This is a genomic window from Paracoccus sp. Ld10 (genome assembly GCF_045064235.1).
In the GTDB taxonomy this organism is placed as follows: Bacteria; Pseudomonadota; Alphaproteobacteria; order Rhodobacterales; family Rhodobacteraceae; genus Paracoccus.
On sequence record NZ_JBISHD010000027.1, the window covers coordinates 386488 to 404262 of the forward strand.

Annotated in this window: 14 protein-coding genes; 2 read left to right on the top strand and 12 right to left on the bottom strand. The window is 67.1% G+C overall.

Annotated features, from left to right (window positions below; genetic code table 11):
- The first annotated feature begins 8 nt into the window (after window positions 1-8).
- The gene (infB, locus tag ACJJVR_RS10225) at window positions 9-2564 is read left to right on the top strand and encodes a translation initiation factor IF-2 (protein WP_405404267.1); all 2556 of its coding nucleotides are present in this window, start codon (window positions 9-11) and stop codon (window positions 2562-2564) included.
- 167 nt (window positions 2565-2731) lie between these two features.
- Here the strand turns inward: infB and ACJJVR_RS10230 are convergent, their stop codons facing one another.
- The 4 genes from ACJJVR_RS10230 to ACJJVR_RS10245 all read right to left on the bottom strand — a co-directional run bounded on the left by ACJJVR_RS10230 (window position 2732) and on the right by ACJJVR_RS10245 (window position 5451).
- Entirely contained in the window at window positions 2732-2860 is a 129-nt protein-coding gene (locus ACJJVR_RS10230) for a hypothetical protein (RefSeq protein ID WP_405404269.1), read from the bottom strand.
- A 121-nt stretch (window positions 2861-2981) separates the two neighbouring features.
- A complete protein-coding gene (locus ACJJVR_RS10235; protein WP_405404271.1) occupies window positions 2982-3380 on the bottom strand; it encodes a (deoxy)nucleoside triphosphate pyrophosphohydrolase in 399 nt (132 codons plus the stop codon).
- Window positions 3377-4621 (bottom strand): bifunctional glutamate N-acetyltransferase/amino-acid acetyltransferase ArgJ, encoded by a 1245-nt coding sequence (gene argJ / locus ACJJVR_RS10240; protein ID WP_405404272.1) that lies wholly within the window; start codon window positions 4619-4621, stop codon window positions 3377-3379. Before argJ ends, ACJJVR_RS10235 begins: the two co-directional genes overlap by 4 nt.
- Entirely contained in the window at window positions 4621-5451 is an 831-nt protein-coding gene (locus tag ACJJVR_RS10245; RefSeq protein WP_405404274.1) for a peptidylprolyl isomerase, read from the bottom strand. The genes argJ and ACJJVR_RS10245 overlap by 1 nt, the downstream gene beginning before the upstream one ends.
- A gap of 205 nt (window positions 5452-5656) precedes the next feature.
- Between ACJJVR_RS10245 and secA the strand changes: the two genes are divergently transcribed.
- On the top strand, window positions 5657-8353 hold the full coding sequence (gene secA / locus ACJJVR_RS10250) for a preprotein translocase subunit SecA (RefSeq protein ID WP_405404275.1): 2697 nt from the start codon (window positions 5657-5659) through the stop codon (window positions 8351-8353).
- A 99-nt stretch (window positions 8354-8452) separates the two neighbouring features.
- Here secA and fmt read toward each other — a convergent pair whose 3' ends face one another.
- The 8 genes from fmt to ACJJVR_RS10290 are packed head-to-tail and all read right to left on the bottom strand — an operon-like array spanning window position 8453 to window position 17698.
- Window positions 8453-9346, bottom strand: coding sequence for a methionyl-tRNA formyltransferase (fmt, locus tag ACJJVR_RS10255; protein WP_405404276.1), 894 nt, complete (start codon window positions 9344-9346; stop codon window positions 8453-8455).
- Window positions 9347-9399: 53 nt separating this feature from the next.
- Window positions 9400-10800 (bottom strand): NAD(P)H-dependent oxidoreductase, encoded by a 1401-nt coding sequence (locus ACJJVR_RS10260; RefSeq protein WP_405404278.1) that lies wholly within the window; start codon window positions 10798-10800, stop codon window positions 9400-9402.
- A complete protein-coding gene (locus ACJJVR_RS10265; RefSeq protein ID WP_405404279.1) occupies window positions 10797-12305 on the bottom strand; it encodes a tripartite tricarboxylate transporter permease in 1509 nt (502 codons plus the stop codon). Before ACJJVR_RS10265 ends, ACJJVR_RS10260 begins: the two co-directional genes overlap by 4 nt.
- Window positions 12306-12317: 12 nt before the next feature.
- Window positions 12318-12833 carry a tripartite tricarboxylate transporter TctB family protein gene (locus ACJJVR_RS10270; RefSeq protein WP_405404280.1) on the bottom strand — a complete coding sequence of 172 codons (516 nt, stop codon included), beginning with the start codon at window positions 12831-12833 and terminating at the stop codon, window positions 12318-12320.
- Between the two features lie 60 nt (window positions 12834-12893).
- Window positions 12894-13892: a Bug family tripartite tricarboxylate transporter substrate binding protein gene (locus ACJJVR_RS10275; protein WP_405404281.1), complete on the bottom strand. Its 999-nt coding sequence runs from the start codon at window positions 13890-13892 to the stop codon at window positions 12894-12896.
- 60 nt (window positions 13893-13952) lie between these two features.
- Window positions 13953-15011 (bottom strand): 4-hydroxythreonine-4-phosphate dehydrogenase PdxA, encoded by a 1059-nt coding sequence (locus ACJJVR_RS10280; RefSeq protein WP_405404283.1) that lies wholly within the window; start codon window positions 15009-15011, stop codon window positions 13953-13955.
- Window positions 15012-15068: 57 nt separating this feature from the next.
- The gene (locus tag ACJJVR_RS10285) at window positions 15069-16775 is read right to left on the bottom strand and encodes a dihydroxyacetone kinase family protein (protein ID WP_405404284.1); all 1707 of its coding nucleotides are present in this window, start codon (window positions 16773-16775) and stop codon (window positions 15069-15071) included.
- A complete protein-coding gene (locus tag ACJJVR_RS10290) occupies window positions 16772-17698 on the bottom strand; it encodes a sugar phosphate isomerase/epimerase family protein (RefSeq protein WP_405404285.1) in 927 nt (308 codons plus the stop codon). Before ACJJVR_RS10290 ends, ACJJVR_RS10285 begins: the two co-directional genes overlap by 4 nt.
- Between the last annotated feature and the right edge of the window lie 77 nt (window positions 17699-17775).

Sequence of the window (17775 nt, forward strand, 5' to 3'; positions counted from 1 at the left end):
AGACGCAGATGAGCGACAAAGACGGAAAAACCCCCCTGGGCCTTGGTGGCGGCAATCGCCCCGGCGCAGTCAAGCAAAGCTTCAGCCACGGTCGCACCAAAAGCGTCGTCGTCGAAACCAAGCGCAAGCGCGTCGTGGTGCCCAAGGCAGCCGCGCCGATGACGGATGCCCAAAAAGAAAAGAACCCGCTGACCGCCCGCATGGCAGGCGACAGTTCAAAGCGCCCCGCAGGCATTTCCGATGCCGAGATGGAGCGCCGTCTCAAGGCGCTTGCCGCCGCCAAGGCACGCGAGGCCGATGACGCCGCCAAGCGCCTTGCGGATGAAAAGGCCCGCGAGGAAGAGCGCGACCGCCGTCGTGCCGAGATCGAGGCCAAAGCCCGCGAAGAGCGCGAGCGCGAGGAAGCGCTGAAGGCCAAGGCTCTGGCCGAAGCCCTGGCGGTCCAGGACGCGGCCGACGAGGCCCGCCGCAAGGCCGAGCCGCGCCAGGAACGTCCCAAGCCCTCGGCCGGTCAGACCAAACCCGATGCCCCCGATCAGGCCGCGATTGAGGCTGCAGCCTCGCGTGCCGAGACGAAGGGCGTCACCACCGGCGTTGCCCGCAAGACCGACCGCGTCGAGCGTACGGATCGTGACAAGACTGCCAAGGCCAAGACCACCGACGACAACCGTCGCGGCGGCAAGCTGTCACTGAACCAGGCGCTGAACGGCGAAGGTGGCCGCCAGCGCAGCATGGCCGCGATGAAGCGCAAGCAGGAGCGGACCCGCCAGAAGGCGATGGGCCAGTCGGCACGTCCCGAAAAGCAGTTCCGCGAAGTTCGCCTGCCCGAGACCATCGTGGTCCAGGAACTGGCTAACCGCATGACCGAACGCGCCGCTGACGTGGTCAAGTCGCTGATGAAGATGGGCATGATGGTCACGGCCAACCAGCCGATCGACGCAGACACCGCGGAACTGGTGATCGAGGAATTCGGCCACAAGGTGCTGCGCGTCAGCGACAGCGACGTGGAACAGGTCATCGCTTCGGTCGCGGATCGCGACGAGGACATGGTCACGCGTCCGCCGATCATCACGATCATGGGGCACGTCGACCACGGCAAGACGTCGCTGCTGGACGCGCTGCGCAAGGCGAACGTCGTATCGGGTGAAGCCGGTGGCATCACCCAGCATATCGGTGCCTATCAGGTGACGACCGAAAGCGGCGCCGTGCTGTCCTTCCTGGACACGCCGGGCCACGCGGCCTTCACGTCGATGCGGGCGCGTGGCGCGCAGGTGACCGACATCGTCGTGCTGGTTGTGGCTGCGGACGACGCGGTCATGCCGCAGACAATCGAGGCGATCAACCACGCCAAGGCGGCGGGCGTCCCGATGATCGTGGCGATCAACAAGATCGACAAACATTCGGCCGATCCGCAAAAGGTCCGCACGGACCTGCTGCAGCATGAGGTGGTCGTCGAGGCCATGTCCGGTGACGTGCAGGACGTCGAGGTTTCGGCCAAGACCGGCCTGGGCCTGGACAACCTGCTGGAAGCCATTGCCCTGCAGGCCGAGTTCCTGGAGCTCAAGGCCAACCCCAAGCGCGCTGCACAGGGCGCGGTGATCGAAGCACAGCTGGATGTCGGCCGCGGCCCCGTCGCAACCGTTCTGGTTCAGCATGGCACCCTGCGTCGTGGCGACATCTTTGTCGTCGGCGAGCAGTGGGGCAAGGTTCGCGCCCTGATCAACGACAAGGGCGAGCGCGTCGACGAGGCCGGTCCGTCCGTCCCGGTCGAGGTTCTGGGCCTGAACGGCACCCCGGAGGCCGGTGACGTGCTGAACGTGGTCGAGACCGAGGCCCAGGCCCGCGAGATCGCCGAGTTCCGCGCTCAGCAAACCAAGGACAAGCGCGCCGCTGCCGGTGCCGCGACCACGCTGGAACAGATGATGGCCAAGGCCAAGGCGGACGTGAACGTGTCCGAACTGGCGGTCGTCCTCAAGGCCGACGTGCAAGGCTCGGCCGAGGCCATCGTGCAGGCGCTGGAAAAGGTCGGCAACGACGAGGTTCGTGTCCGAGTGCTGCATTACGGCGTGGGTGCAATCACCGAATCCGACATCGGCTTGGCCGAAGCGTCGGGTGCACCGGTCATCGGCTTCAACGTCCGCGCCAATGCGCCTGCCCGCAATGCCGCCAACCAGAAGGGTGTCGAGATCCGCTATTACTCGATCATCTATAACCTGGTCGACGACATCAAGGCGGCCGCATCGGGCATGCTGTCCAACGAGATCCGCGAGAACTTCATCGGTTATGCGACCATCAAGGAAGTGTTCCGGGTCACGGGCGTCGGCAACGTCGCCGGCTGTCTGGTGACAGAGGGCGTGGCCCGTCGTTCGGCCGGCGTGCGTCTGCTGCGCGACAACGTGGTGATCCACGAAGGGACGCTGAAGACGCTCAAGCGTTTCAAGGACGAGGTCAAGGAAGCCCAGTCCGGTCAGGAATGCGGTATGGCGTTCGAGAACTATGACGACATCCGCCCGGGCGATGTCATCGAGATCTTTGAACGTGAAGAGGTCGAACGCTCGCTTTAGGCGACCGAACAAAACATTTGAAAGCCGGGCGATCCGATCGCCCGGCTTTTTTCATTCCCGATACTGTCACCGCACTGACAGAATACAAAAGGGGGGCGATCCTGTCGGATCACCCCCCGGTGTTCATTCGGCGTCTCGGCGCAGCGCTCCCCCCTGCGCCGGAACTGTCAGTGACCGATCGGTTTGCCCTCAAACGTGCGGTTGCCGACGCGGACAAGGATATTCCCGTCCGGGGTCGAACCCTCGAACAGTCCCTGGATCGAAATGTAGCTACCGATGGAAATAGTGCGAATCATGTCAAGCCTCCTCTGTGTCGTAACCAAAGTTAGTCATGAAATGGTTAAAAAAGCGTTCGCAACTTGATCATCTACGACTTTTTTCAGCAACAATACAACCGTATCGCTAAAATCTGCGACACTATAGCCACATCTGCAGGGCGGGAATCAGGGGAATGTCGGCTGCAGGCATAGGGTAATTGCGCAAATCCTGTGCCTTGACCCAGGCCAGCTGCTGCCCTTCGCGCGGTTGCACGATTCCCTGCCAGCGGCGGCAGGCGAACAGCGGCATCAGCAGATGGAACGCGTCATAGGAATGGCTGGCAAAGGTCAGCGGCGCCAGGCAGCTGTTCCATGTCAGGATGCCCAGCTCCTCCTCCAGCTCCCGGATCAGGGCCGCCTCGGGGGTCTCTCCCGGTTCGACCTTGCCGCCCGGAAACTCCCACAGGCCCGCCATGGACTTGCCCGGCGGGCGCTGTGCCAGAAGCACGCGCCCGTCGGGATCGATCAGTGCCACGGCAGACACCAGGACGGTCTTCACGACCGGTAGTCCGCGTTGATGTCGATGTAGCCATGCGTCAGATCACAGGTCCACACGGTCCGCGCGCCGTCACCCAGGCCCAGATCGACACCGATCCGCAGATCCTGTCCCTGCATGTAGGCGCTGGCCGCAGCCTCGTCATAATCAGGGTCGCGCCAGCCGTCGCGGGCCACGACCATGTCGCCAAACGCGATCCACAAGCGGTCCCGGTCGGCCCGCGCGCCGGATTTGCCCACTGCGGCCACGATGCGGCCCCAGTTGGCGTCCTGTCCGGCGATGGCGGTCTTGACCAGCGGTGAATTGGCGATGGCCATGGCCACGCGATGCGCATCTGCCGTGTCCATGGCACCGGTCACGGCGACCTCGACGAACTTGGTCGCACCCTCGCCGTCGCGGACGACCTGATGGGCCAGATCGCGCATGACATCGTGCAGGGCGGTCACGAACGCGCGCCCCGCGTCGCTGTCCAGATCGGTGATGGGTGCGCCAGCGCCCTGCCCCGTCGCCGCCAGGATCAGCGCGTCCGATGTGGACGTGTCGCTGTCCACGGTAATCGCGTTGAAGGTCGCATCCAGCCCGGATGACAACGCCTGCTGCAACAGGTTCGCGGGCACGGTCGCGTCGGTGAACAGATAGACCAGCATCGTCGCCATGTCGGGCGCGATCATCCCGGACCCCTTGGCGATGCCTACCAAACGGTTGCCATCCGGCATGGTCGCGAACGCGCCTTTTGGAAACGTGTCCGTGGTCATGATAGCGCGCGCCGCATCCGCCACCCCGCCCGCGTCCAGGCCGCGCGCCAGATCGTCCACGATCGCCACGATCCGGTCATGCGGCAGCGGTTCCCCGATGACGCCGGTGGACGACGTAAAGACCCGCCCCACGGTCAGATCCAACGCGCCCGCGACAGCCGCGCAGACGGCATCGACCGACTGCTGGCCCCGCGCCCCGGTAAAGGCGTTCGCGTTGCCCGAATTGATCAGGATCGCCGCGCCGTCGGGCGAATCGCCCCCCTGTGCCAGCTTGGCCTGATTGTCCAGGATGCAGGCGGCGCGGGTCGACGACCGGGTAAAGGCCCCGGCGACCGTGCTGCCCGGCGCGATGCGGATCAGCGTGACGTCGTTGCGGCCCTGATACTTGATCCCGGCGGCGCCGCTGGCGAAATCGACGCCCGCGATCACCGGCAGGTCGGGAAACCGCGCAGGCGCCAGCGGCGAGACGGCAAGACCCGCCTTGCCCATCACTGGGCCTCCAGCAGGTCGGTGGCGTTCAACCGGGCAGGATCGACGCCTTCGGTCTTTTGCACGTCCGCGGCGGTGACGAGGCTTTGGATCTGGGCCTCGACCTTTTCGCGCAGCACCATCTGGCTGATCTGGTCGCGGACCTCTGCCAGGGGCGGTGCCTCGCGCAGGCGGGTCTCGTTCAGCTTGATGACGTGCCAGCCAAACTCGGTTTCCACCGGCTCGCTGATCTGACCCGGTTCCAGGGCCGCGACGGCCTCGGCAAAGGGCGGCACCATCTGGTCGGCAGCGAACCAGCCCAGGTCGCCCTTGTTCGGGCCCGATGGCCCGGTCGAGTTCGTCTCGGCCACGGTCCCGAAATCGGCGCCGCCATCGACCTCGGCCTTCAATTCGGTCGCCTTCTCCTGGGTTTCGACCAGAATGTGGGCGGCGTTGTATTCGGTCACGCTGCCGGCCTCGGCGAACAGCCGGTCATAGCTGGCCTGCAGCTCTGCGTCGGTGGGCTCTGCCTGGGCGATCTGGCTGACGGCGGCCGAGGCCAGGGTGTTGCGCCGCTGCAGCTCCAGCTGGGCGCGAACGCCCGCGGTATCTTCGGCGGATTCTGCCACGGCGGTCTGGCGGATCAGCTGATCCAACATCATGTCCCACAGTGCCTGGTCGGGCATTTCCGCCATGGCGGGGTCCTGGATCGACTGCTTCATCACGATCATCTGGCCCAGGGTGATTTCCTGGCCGTTCACGGTGGCGACCACCTGGTCGGCATCCTGCGCAACGGCGGGGACGGAAAAGACGGCCAGCACGGCGGCTGCCAGCAAGGTCGATCGGGTCATGGGAATGGGTCCTTTCACGGCGCGTACCCCCCGCAGGGGCCGGGCCAACATTGACAGTCAGGTGGGCTGCGCCTACATCCAAGCCAACTCCGTGGAAGGCGCCGCCGCCGCGTTCGTTCGACGCCCCTGATACGGCAATGCGACCGGCGCGGGCAAGTGGGCCGCAGGTGACGTCCCTTCCCGACAACGTGATGGCGAAGGTAACATGATCGGTAATCTGGCGAAGATGGTCTTTGGCACGCCCAACGACCGCAAGGTCAAGGGCACGCGCGCGCTGGTCGCCCGCATCACCGCCCTTGAGGACGGCTTCAAGGCGTTGTCCGATCAGGGGCTGGTCGACAAGACCGCCGAGTTCAAGACCCGCGTGGCGGCAGGCGAGGCGCTGGACGACATCCTGCCCGAAGCCTTTGCCAATTGCCGCGAGGGCGCGCGCCGCGCGCTTGGCCTGCGGGCGTTCGACGTGCAGCTGATGGGCGGGATCTTCCTGCACCAGGGCAATATCGCCGAGATGAAGACTGGCGAGGGCAAGACCCTGGTCGCCACCTTTCCCGCCTATCTGAACGCGCTGTCGGGCAAGGGCGTGCATGTCGTCACCGTCAACGACTATCTGGCGAAACGCGACGCCGAGTGGATGTCCAAGGTCTATGCCCAGTTGGGCATGTCCTGCGGCGTGGTCGTCCCGTTCCAGCCCGAGGGCGAAAAGCGCGACGCCTATGCCTGCGACGTGACCTATGCCACCAACAACGAGCTGGGCTTCGACTATCTGCGCGACAACATGAAGGGGTCCGTGGCCGAGATGGTCCAGCGCGGCCACAACTTTGCGATCGTGGACGAGGTCGACAGCATCCTGATCGACGAGGCCCGCACGCCGCTGATCATCAGCGGGCCAAGCCAGGACCGCAGCGAACTATATCGCATCCTGGACGCCTATGTGCCGCTGCTGACCGAGGAACACTACAAGCTGGACGAGAAGGCCCGCAATGCGACCTTTACCGAGGACGGCAACGAGTTTCTGGAAACCCGCCTGCAGGCCGATGGCGTCCTGCCCGAGGGGCAGACGCTGTACGATCCGGAATCGACCACCATCGTTCACCATGTCAGCCAGGCCCTGCGCGCGCACAAGCTGTTCCTGAAGGATCAGCACTATATGGTGCGCGACGGCGAGGTAATGCTGATCGACGAGTTCACTGGTCGCATGATGAAGGGCCGCCGCCTGTCGGACGGCCTGCACCAGGCGATCGAGGCCAAGGAAGGCGTCGAGATCCAGCCCGAGAACGTGACCCTGGCCTCGGTCACGTTCCAGAACTATTTCCGCCTGTACGACCGGCTGTCGGGCATGACCGGCACCGCATCGACCGAGGCCGAGGAATTTGCCGAGATCTACAAGCTGGGCGTGGTCGAGGTTCCGACCAACCGGGGCATCGCGCGGGTCGACGACCATGACCGCGTCTATCGCACCGCCGCCGAAAAGAACGCCGCCGTTGTCGAGGCCATCAAGGAGGCCCATGCAAAGGGGCAGCCGACGCTGGTCGGCACCACCAGCATCGAGAAATCGGAACTGCTGTCAGAAATGCTGAAGAGGGACGGCGTGCCCCACAACGTCCTGAACGCCCGTCAGCACGAGGCCGAGGCGCAGATCGTGGCCGACGCCGGCAAGCTGGGCGCGGTGACCATCGCCACCAACATGGCCGGTCGCGGCACCGACATCCAGCTGGGCGGCAATGTCGAGATGAAGGTGATGGAGGCCCTAACGGCCGACCCCGATGCCAACCCCGACGACATGCGCGCCCGGATCGAGGCGCAGCACACCGGCGAAAAGGAAAAGGTTCTGGCCGCCGGCGGGTTGTTCGTGCTGGGCACCGAACGCCACGAGAGCCGCCGGATCGACAACCAGCTGCGAGGCCGTTCGGGTCGTCAGGGCGATCCGGGGCGGTCGCTGTTCTTTCTGTCGCTGGACGACGATCTGATGCGGATCTTTGGCTCGGAACGTCTGGACAAGGTCCTGTCCACGCTTGGCATGAAGGAGGGCGAGGCGATCATCCACCCGTGGGTGAACAAGTCGCTGGAACGCGCCCAGGCCAAGGTCGAGGGACGCAACTTTGACATCCGCAAGCAGCTGCTGAAATTCGACGACGTGATGAACGATCAGCGCAAGGCGATCTTTGGCCAGCGCCGCGAGATCATGGACAGCGACGAGGTCGGAGAGATCACCGCCGACATGCGTCATCAGGTGATCGACGACCTGATCGACGAGCACATGCCGCCCCGCAGCTATCCCGAACAGTGGGACACCGAGGGGCTGAAGACATCGGTCCGCGAGCGTCTGAACCTGAACCTGCCGGTGGCGGATTGGGCGGCAGAGGATGGCGTGGACCATGACGCGATGCGCGAACGGATCACCGCGGCCAGCGACACCTATATGGCGGACAAGGCCACGGCCTTTGGTCCCGAGACGATGGTGCAGATCGAGAAGCAGGTCCTGTTGCAGCAGATCGACCAGAAATGGCGCGAGCATCTGATGACGCTGGACCACCTGCGGTCGGTCGTGGGGTTCCGGGGCTATGCGCAGCGCGACCCGTTGTCGGAATACAAGACCGAGGGGTTCCAGCTGTTCGAGACGCTGTTGGACGGACTGCGGTTCGACGTGACGCAGCGGCTGGCGCAGATCCGGCCCCTGACGCAGGCCGAGCGGGACGAGATGGCCGCCCAGATGACCCGCCAGCAGCAGCAGGTCCAGGAGGAAGCGGCGGAGGAGCCCGAGGCTGCCCCCGCCGTTGTCCAGGTGGCACCGCGTCCGGGATTCGACGAGGCCGATCCCTCCACCTGGGGGATGCCTGCGCGCAACGACATGTGCCCCTGCGGATCGGGCAAGAAGTTCAAGCACTGCCACGGCGCGATCTGAGCCGTCGGGGGCGCCATGTGCGTCCCGCTACAGCGGTCGCGCCCGCCGGGTGGGGACAAGCCCCACCGCGACCGGGCGCGACGGGGCGCTGATGCGCCCCTAGCCCAACCGCGGGGGCAGCGCCCACCCGCGAAGCAGGTCCGCAGGGGCCATCGGTTTCTTGCCCGCCCGCTGTGCCAGCGTGATGCGGACGGCGCCCGTGCCACAGGCGATGGTGAAGTCGGACAGCACCGTGCCCGGTTCGCCCCGCCCGGGCGCCAGCGTGCTGGACAGCAGCTTGACCCGTTCATCGCCGACCATGCACCAGGCCCCAGGAAAGGGCGACAGGCCACGGATCTGGCGGTCGACCTGTTCGGCGGGCAGGGTCCAATCGATCCGCGCCTCGGACTTGTCGATCTTGGTGGCATAGGTCACGCCGTCAGCGGGTTGCGGAACTGCGGGCAAAGGCAGGCGGTCCAGCACATCCGTGATCAGGTCGGCCCCCATCGTCGACAAGCGGTCGTGCAGGCTGGCGGTCGTGTCGTCCGCCGCGATCGGCGTACGGGTCAAGGCCAGCACCGGGCCGGTATCCAGCCCTGCCTCCATCTGCATGATCGCGACGCCTGTCTCGGCGTCGCCGGCCAGAATCGCGCGGTGGATCGGTGCCGCCCCCCGCCAGCGCGGCAGGATCGAGGCGTGGATGTTCAGGCAGCCAAGGCGCGGCGCGTCCAGCACCGGCCGTGGCAGGATCAGGCCATAGGCCACGACGACAACCACATCCGCCTGCAACGCCGCGAAATCGGCTTGGTCCTGCGCATCGCGCAGGCGGGCGGGGGTGCGGACAGGGATGCCCAATGCGTCTGCCGCCATGGCCACCGGAGAAGGGCGCGGCTTTTGCCCCCGCCCGGCCGCGCGCGCCGGTTGAGAATAGACCGCGACCACATCATGGGACGCGGCAATGGCCCGCAGGGCGGGGACCGAGAAATCGGGTGTTCCCATGAAGATCACGCGCATCGGGCAGGCCTCCGGTTGGTGCCTGCCCTAGATGCCCGCGCGGGGGGCGGGCTTCAAGCCCCGGAACCCATGCCCCAATCGGTGACGGCGTCCTGTTGGCGGCGCAGGCGCAGCAGCGTCGAACCTTCGTCCAGCGCCACATCGGCACACAGGATCGGCCGCCCCGCTGCCACGTCGCGGCACAGCGTGCGTCCGGCGGCCAGATAATAGGGCACCGGCGCATCGTCCGCGATCCGCGCCGCGGGCGTCATCCGACCCGAGACATGGGCGATGGTGTGGTGGTGCCCCTTTGCCTGCAGGACGGTGCCCGCGGGCAGGTTGGCATCGGCGAACGCGGTCAGGTCCACGACCGGACGCGGGCTGCGCGCGCCCGACGACACGCCGTTCAGGGCGGCCTCGAGCACGGTGGTCGCGGCCTCGAGGCCCAGCAGGTGGCGCGGCAGGCCGATCATCGCGGTGCGTCCGTCACGGGACACCACGTGGCCCTTGTCATGCAGCATCTGCCATGTGTCGGCATCGTCGCAGGCCACGGTGACAAAGACGCCGCCCGCGAAACTGACCTCTCCGGGCAGGCGCAGGCAGTGGAACACATCCAGCCGTCCCCGCCCCGACAACAGCCCGCCCTGATCGGTCATCAGGTCCGCAACCTCGGGGATCCGCGCGATGGGGGCATGCAGATCGGCGCGGTCGGGCACCAGCCCCAGGGCATTCGCGACCAGCGTCAGTTCGCAAAGGTCGGGCACCGCGCGCTGTGGCAGTGCGCACAATGCGTCGGCGCGGCCCGCCGCGACCGTGGCCCAGGGACGGTCCGCCGGGTCCAGCCAGGCGGCCAGATCGGGGGCGGTGATCGTATCGCCGTTGCTGGTCACGTGCCCCGTGGCGGGGTCGAATATGAAATCGTATTCGCTGGACTTGCCCGCCGCGATGATGCGCAGACCGATGACCTGCGCCCAGGTGGCCAGCCCGATCAGCAGGCTAGGCTGATCACCGTCGACCGGCGCCACCACCCGACCCCGTTCGCGGGCCATCCGCGACAGGATCGGGCCGATGACGCTGTCGGTTTCTTTGGTGACCATGACGACGTGATGCCCGGCCTCGATGGCCAGATGCGCGTGGCGGGCACCGGCCTCGGGGTCGCCGGTGGCCTCCAGCACGACGTCCAGCGGCAGGTCCGCCACCGCGGCCAGATCGCCGGTGGCGATCCAATGGCCCGCGTCCCACGCCGCCCGCGCCGCGGTCGCATCATTGCACGAGGCGATGCGCACGGGATCAACGCCGACCGATGCCAGCGCCGCGGCCGCAGTCTCCGCGTCGCGGTCCACCGCGACCCGGCAGGCCAGCCCGCGGACCAGCCGCGCCTGCGCCAGATAGCTGCGCCCGAACCCGCCGGTCCCAACGATGGCAGTCTGGACGGTGCGACCCTCGCGGCCCGCGAAATGCCCGATCAGGTTCATGCGACCACCTTGCGGTTGCGGCGCAGGCTGAGTGCCAGGCCAAGCGTCTTGGGCAGGATCAGCATGGCCAGCGCCACGATCATGATCCCAGTGACCAGCGGATTGGCAAAGAAGATGCCAAGCGATCCGTCCGACAGCAGCATCGATTGGTGAAACGCGTTCTCGGCCTTGTGGCCCAGCACCATCGCCAGGATCATCGGTGCCAGCGGATAGTCCAGTTTCGTGAACAGGAAACCCACCACGCCAAAGACCAGCACCAGCCACAGATCGAACGTCGCCCCCGACACCGTATAGGCGCCGACAAAGCAGATCGCGACGATCATCGGCCCGATGATGGTGAACGGAATGCGCAGCAGTGCCGCGAACATCGGCACGGTCGCCAGCACCAGGATCACCCCCAGCAGGTTCGACACGTACATGCTGGCGATCAGGCCCCAGACGAAATCGGGCTGGGTCGCAAACAGCATCGGTCCCGGCGTCAGCCCCCAGATCATCAGCCCGCCCATCATCACCGCAGCCGTGGCCGAGGACGGCACGCCAAGCGCCAGCATCGGCAGCATCGCGCAGGTGCCCGCGCTGTGGTCGGCCGTTTCGGGGGCCACGATCCCTTCGGGGCGGCCCGATCCGAACGCCGCGCCCTTGCGCGAGGCCTGACGGGCGACGCCATAAGACATGAAGCTGGCAGCCGTAGGCCCGCCGGGCGTGATGCCCATCCAGATGCCGATCAGGCCCGACCGCAGGGTCGTGGCCCAGTATTTCGGCAGCTCGGCCAGCGTCTTCAGCACATCGCGCAGGTCGATCTTGGACGATACGCCGCGGAACCGCAGCCCCTCCTGCACTGTGGCCAGCAGCTCTCCGATGCCGAACAGGCCGATCACCACGACCAGAAAGCTGACCCCGCCCAACAGGTCGGAAAACCCATAGGTCAGGCGGATCGAGCCGGTGACCGTGTCCATGCCCACCGACGCCAGGACCAGGCCGGTGGTCAGCGACACCAGCGTCTTCATGGGGGCGGCGCTGCCCATGCCGATGAAGGCGGCAAAGGCCAGGAAATAGACCGCGAAATATTCCGGCGCGCCAAAGCGCAGCGCGAATTGCGACGCCCAGCCCGCCAGCAGCGTGATGACCAGGATGCCCATCAGCGCGCCCACCCCCGCCGACACGAACGCCAGCGTCAGCGCCCGCGTCGATTCGCCGTTCCGCGCCATCGGATAGCCGTCAAAAGTGGTGGCGACCGATGACGGTTCTCCGGGAATGTTGAACAGGATCGACGTGGTCGACCCCCCGAACAGCGCGCCCCAGTACATCGATGTCAGCAGGATGATGGCCGATGTCGGGTCCAGCGCAAAGGTCAGCGGGATCAGCAGCGACACCCCGTTGGGCGCGCCCAGCCCCGGCAGCACCCCCACCACCAGCCCCATCAGCACGCCCGCGATCATCAGCATCAGGTGCATCGGGGTGACGGCCACGGAAAACCCGTGCATCAGCAGATCGAAATTGCCCATTGTCGCGGCCCCCTAGTAGATGCCCAGAAGCGGCTCCAACGGCCCCTTCAACAGCGGAATCTGAAAGATCGTCTCGAAGATCAGGTACAGGCTGATGGCAAAGCCCGCGCCGATGGCCAGCCCCACCCACAGGCGGAACCCGCCCTGACGCCAGGCGGTCAGCCCGATATAAAAGGTCGCGGCGACATAAAAGCCCATCGTCAGCATGCCGATGACGAACGCGGTGATCGCCCCCAGAAACACCGCGATGCGGACCGCGTTTTCGCGTGGCAGGAACGGATCCTCGGGGTCGTCCAGGGGGTCGGGGGGCGTGTGCCGGGCGCGGTTGTGCGCGACCAGCGCGCCGCCCAGGTTCCACAGGCTGGCCGTGATCAGCACGATCGCCACCCAGAATGGGAAATAGCCCGGCTGCGGGCCGTGATCGCTCCACCCTGTGCCCAGTTCGGCGGCGCCCACGATGGCCGCGACGCCCAGTGCGCCGGTGGTGATTGCCGTGCCGATTTCGGCATGAAAACGTCTGACGGTCATGACCCTCCCTTTCCCAATGGCAAAAGGGGCACCCGGACGATTCCGGATGCCCCGATGCGCTTATTGCGCGGCGGCGGTCCAGCCCTCGGCCTGGAAGACGGCCACGGTCGCAGCCTCGTTCTCGTCGATGAAGGCGGTCAGTTCGTCGCCCGTCAGCGTCGCGGCGGTCTGAGAGGTCTTGGCCAGATAGTCCTGCCATTCCTGGGTCTGGGCCACGCGGGTCAGGGCGTCCTGATAGTATGCCACCACCTCGGGGTCGGTGCCTGCGGGCAGCCAGACGGTGCGCGGCATCTGATAGCGTTCGATGTCCAGCCCCTGTTCGGCGCAGGTCGGGATGTCGTGCCAGCCCATGTCACCGCTGACCGGTTCGGATTCCGCCATCCGCTGCGGAGAGAACACGCACAGCGGACGGATCGCGCCGGCCTGCCACTGACCGATGTTCTCGTTCGGGTTGTTGACGTTCGCGGCGACATGGCCGCCCGCCAGCTGCACGCCAACCTCTCCGCCGCCGTTGAAGGGGATGTACTTGAAATCGGCCCCGGTGGTCTGTTCGATCAGCGCGACCAGCGTCTCGTCGGTGTCCTTGGACTGGCTGCCGCCAAAGACGATGCTGCCCGGTTCGGCCTTTGCGGCCTCGACCATCTCCATCGACGTCTGCCAGGGGGCGTCGGCCTTGACCCAGATCAGGAACTCGTCCAGCGCCAGCGCCGCGACCGGCTGCAGGTCCTCGGTCGAATAGGCCAGCTTGGCGACATGGGGCAGCAGATAGACGTTGTTGGTGCCAAAGATCAGCTTGTGCGGATCGGCGGCGTTCTGGCGGGCGTACAGAAACGCCTCGGCACCCGAACCGCCGCCCTTGTTCAGCACGACCATGTTCTGATCCAGGATCTCGCCCCGCGTCAGCGCGGCCTGGATGGTGCGGGCGAAATTGTCGGTCCCGCCGCCGGCACCCGATGCCACGATGAATTCGACCGGGCGCTGTGGTGCCCATTCTGCCAGTGCCGGGACGGTGGTGGCCAGCATGGCGGTGCCTGCGATCAGTGCGGTCTTGATGGTCATTGTCTCTCTCCTCCCAAAGATGATGTGACCCGCTTGGCGCGCGGGAAAAAGACTGGCCGCCTACTCGGCGACCAGCAATGTCGGTGCGACAGTGGCCTGCGCCCAACCCGCGGGCAACGCGCGCGGCGTGCGGGCAGGGTTCAGCGCGGCCAGATCGCGACCAAGGCGCGCGGCAGTCAGCGTCGCGCCCAGATCGGCCCGCCCCTGCCCGGCGATGTCAAAGGCGGTGCCATGTGCAGGCGTCACGATCGGAAAGCCATAGCCCGCAATCAGCGTCACGCCGCGGTCAAAGCCCATCAGCTTCATCGCGATCTGGCCTTGGTCGTGATACATGGTCAGCACCGCGTCGAACTCACCGCGAACCGCGCGCACAAAGACGGTGTCGGACGGGATCGGCCCCTTGGCGTCGATGCCCATGGCGACGGCCTGCGCCACGGCGGGAGCCAGGATCTCGTCGTCCTCGTGGCCGAAATTGCCGCCGTCGCCCGCATGGGGGTTCAGGGCCGCGACGCCGATCCGCGCGCCGGGCTTGCCCGCACCCGCCATCACCTCGGCCGTCAGGCGCAGGCTGTCCAGAATGCGTTCGGTGGTCAGCGCGTCGGCCACCTTGCGCAGCGGGATGTGACTGGTGACGCGGGCGTTCCAGACCTCTTCCAGGACGTTGAACTCGCGCCCGCTGCGGTCGGCATGCAGCACCGCGTCGATGAACCCGATCTCGTCGACATAGCTGGGGCGCGCGAGCCGCATCGAATGCTTGTTAAAGGGCGTGAACATCGCCGCGTCGGTAATGCCCGCCCCCGCCAGTTGCAGCACGCAACCAAAATTCTGCAGGCAGGCCGCCCCGGCATGGGCGCTGGACTGGCCCAGGGTCATGCCATCGACCGCGCAATTCGCCAGATCCAGCAGCGCGTGGCCCGGCGCCATGTCAGGGCCAACCTGATCCGCATCGATCCGGGCCAGGTCCAGCGTGACGCCCGCATGACGCGCGCCCGTCTCCAGCACCCGCGCATCGCCGACAACGATCACGTCCAGGGCCTTCATGTCGTCATGGGCCAGCAGTTTCGCCGCCAGTTCCGGGCCGACGCCCCCGGCATCCCCCAAGGCCAAAGCAATGCGCATGTCTCTCTCCGTCTGGAATGATTTTTCGTGAATGGCGCGACGCCGCGCCGTCCGGTTTCAGCGGGCCAGCGCCCCGGCGATGACCCGCGCGCACAGCGCCAGCGAGATCGCACCCGCATCCGGATGCCCGATGCTGCGTTCCGCCAGCGGGCGCGCCCGACCCAGCCGCGGCGTCAGGGCAGCGGTGGCATCGGCGGCAGCGGTCGCCGCATCGGCGGCGGCATGCCACGCATCGGCCAGTGCCGCCCCCTGCGCCACCTGCGCGGCAAGCGTGTCGGCAAAGGGGACAAAGGCATCGACCAGCGTCTTGTCGCCCGGTCGCGCGCCGCCCAGCCGGGTGACCGCGTCCAGCCCCGCCCGCGCGCCTGCCGCCACGCGGCCCGCGTCGGGTGCATCCGTGTCGCCCAGTGCCTGCCCCCAGGCACGCAGGGCCACGCCCCACAGCGCACCCGACGTGCCGCCCGCGCGATCCGCCCAGGCATCGCCCGCCAGCGACAGGACGGTGCCTGCGCCTGCACCCTGTGTCGCGGCATCCTGTGCGGCGGCGGCGGCGGCGGCCGATCCGCGTGCCATGCCTTGGCCGTGATCGCCGTCGCCTGCGATGGCGTCGATGCGGCCCAGTTCCGATTCCGCGTCGGCCAGCGCATCGGCCAGCCGCGCCACGATGTCGGCCACGCAACCCGCCTGCGCCACGCTGGCGGGTGCGCCTTGCGGGACCGCAACCGCTGTCGCCCCGGCGCGGGCCACCTGACGCGCGCCCTGTCGGGTCACCGTTCCCTTGCGAAAGGCGGGCGTGTCGGCGGGCGCGCGCCACAGATCGGCAAGCTGATCGTCCAGCCACAGGATCGACAGCGAACAGCCCTCCATGTCCAGGCTGGTCACGAACTCTCCGATCTCTGGCTCGATCACGGTCAGGCCGGCGTCGGTGATCATGCTGGACAGGTGGTGCCACAGGACGAACAGTTCCTCGTATTTCGTGCGGCCAAGGCCGTTCAGGACCACCGCCACGCGGCCGTCATGCCCGTCCGGGCGTTCGGCAAGCAGCGGGTCCAGCAGCATCCGCGCAAGATCGGCGCCAGGCACCAGACCCTGCGCCGCGATGCCCGGCTCTCCGTGGATGCCCAGGCCCAGGGCGACCTGTCCCTCCGGGACGGTGAACAGGGGCGCGGTCTGGCCCGGCAGGGTGCAGCCGTCAAAGGCCAGCCCAAAGGAGACCGTCCGGCGGTTCGCCCGTCCGGCGACATCCATGACCGCATCCAGATCCAGCCCCGCCTCGGCCGCCGCCCCGGCGATCTTGAAGACCAGCAGGTCGCCCGCCACGCCGCGACGCCGCGCGGCATCCGTCGCGGGTGCGCTGGCCACGTCGTCAGTCACCGCCAGAATGCGCGCGTCGATCCCCTCGGCCCGCAGGCGTTCGGCGGCGGCGCCGAAATTCAGCACGTCGCCCGCGTAATTCCCGAACCCCAGGATCAGGCCCCCGCCCAGATCGGCCGCCCGCGCCACCCCGGCCACGGCACTGGTCGAGGGCGAGGCAAAGACGTCCCCCGCCACCGCCCCGTCCGCCAGACCCGCACCGACATAGCCCAGAAACGCCGGGTAATGCCCCGACCCGCCACCGACGACCAGCGCCACCTTGCCCGGCGCCCCGGCATGGGCGCGCAACGCGCCATGCGGCACGGGAACGACGCGGTCGGCATGGGCGGCACAGAACCCCGACAGCGCGGTCGCGGCGAAATCTTCGGGGCGGTCCACGATCTTGGTCATAACAGGGTCCTTCTCTGAGCCAGAATGCGGCGGATATAGTCGCGGTTCTCGGCGCAGACCCCCAGGCCGTCGCCGCCGTAATGTTCGACCAGGAACGGACTGGCGAACCCATGGTCCAGCGCGGTGTTGATCGCCGCGCGCCAGTTGATCGTGCCCCCCATCATCGGCGCGGGATGGGACAGGATGACCCCCGACGGGTCGGTCATCCGGTAGTAGTTCTTGACGTGCCAGTAGCCCGCGAACGGCGCACACAGCGCGATCATGTCCGCCCATGGCTGCACCGGGCGGTGCAGGCGGATCAGGTTGCCGATGTCGATATTCAGCCGCACGGACGGGTGGTCCACGTCGGTCACGAACGCGACCGCATCAGGGGCAGTGCCCAGATAGGTGTCCTCGTACATCTCCAGCGCGACCTGGATGCCGCGATCGGCGGCGTGGCGGCCAAGGTCGCGGATGCGGGATACGGCCAGCGCGCGGGTGGCAGGATCGTCGGGGTTGGTCACGCCCGGCTCGGTCCAGAACCACAGGGCGGCGCGCTGCGCATCGCTCAGCGGGCCGAACAGGCCGAAACTGACATGCCCCGCGCCGATATCGGCGGCACAATCGATGACGCGGTGGCAATAGGCCAGATGGTCGTCGCCGTAGACCGGGTCGATGACACTGCGCCGCGCGGTCGAAATGGCCGGCACCGACAAACCCAGGTCGCGGCATATCGTCATGAACCGCGCCCGCCCGGCATCGTCCAGATCGGCCAGCCGCAGCCAGCTGTCGGTCGGATCGACAGTATCAAACCCCGCCGCCGCCACCTGTCCCAGATCGCGCGCCCAGGCCGCAGGCCCGGCATCCTGGACCGTGGCAAACGGGATCATCGCACAGGCGATGGGCCAGTCCTGCGGCGTCCAGTACAGCGTGTTCCCCGACATCGATCCCCTCCCGAATCACGTCCCGGTTTCTTGCTAGCATGGTCGCCACCCCGTATCAATAATTCTGTATACAGCAC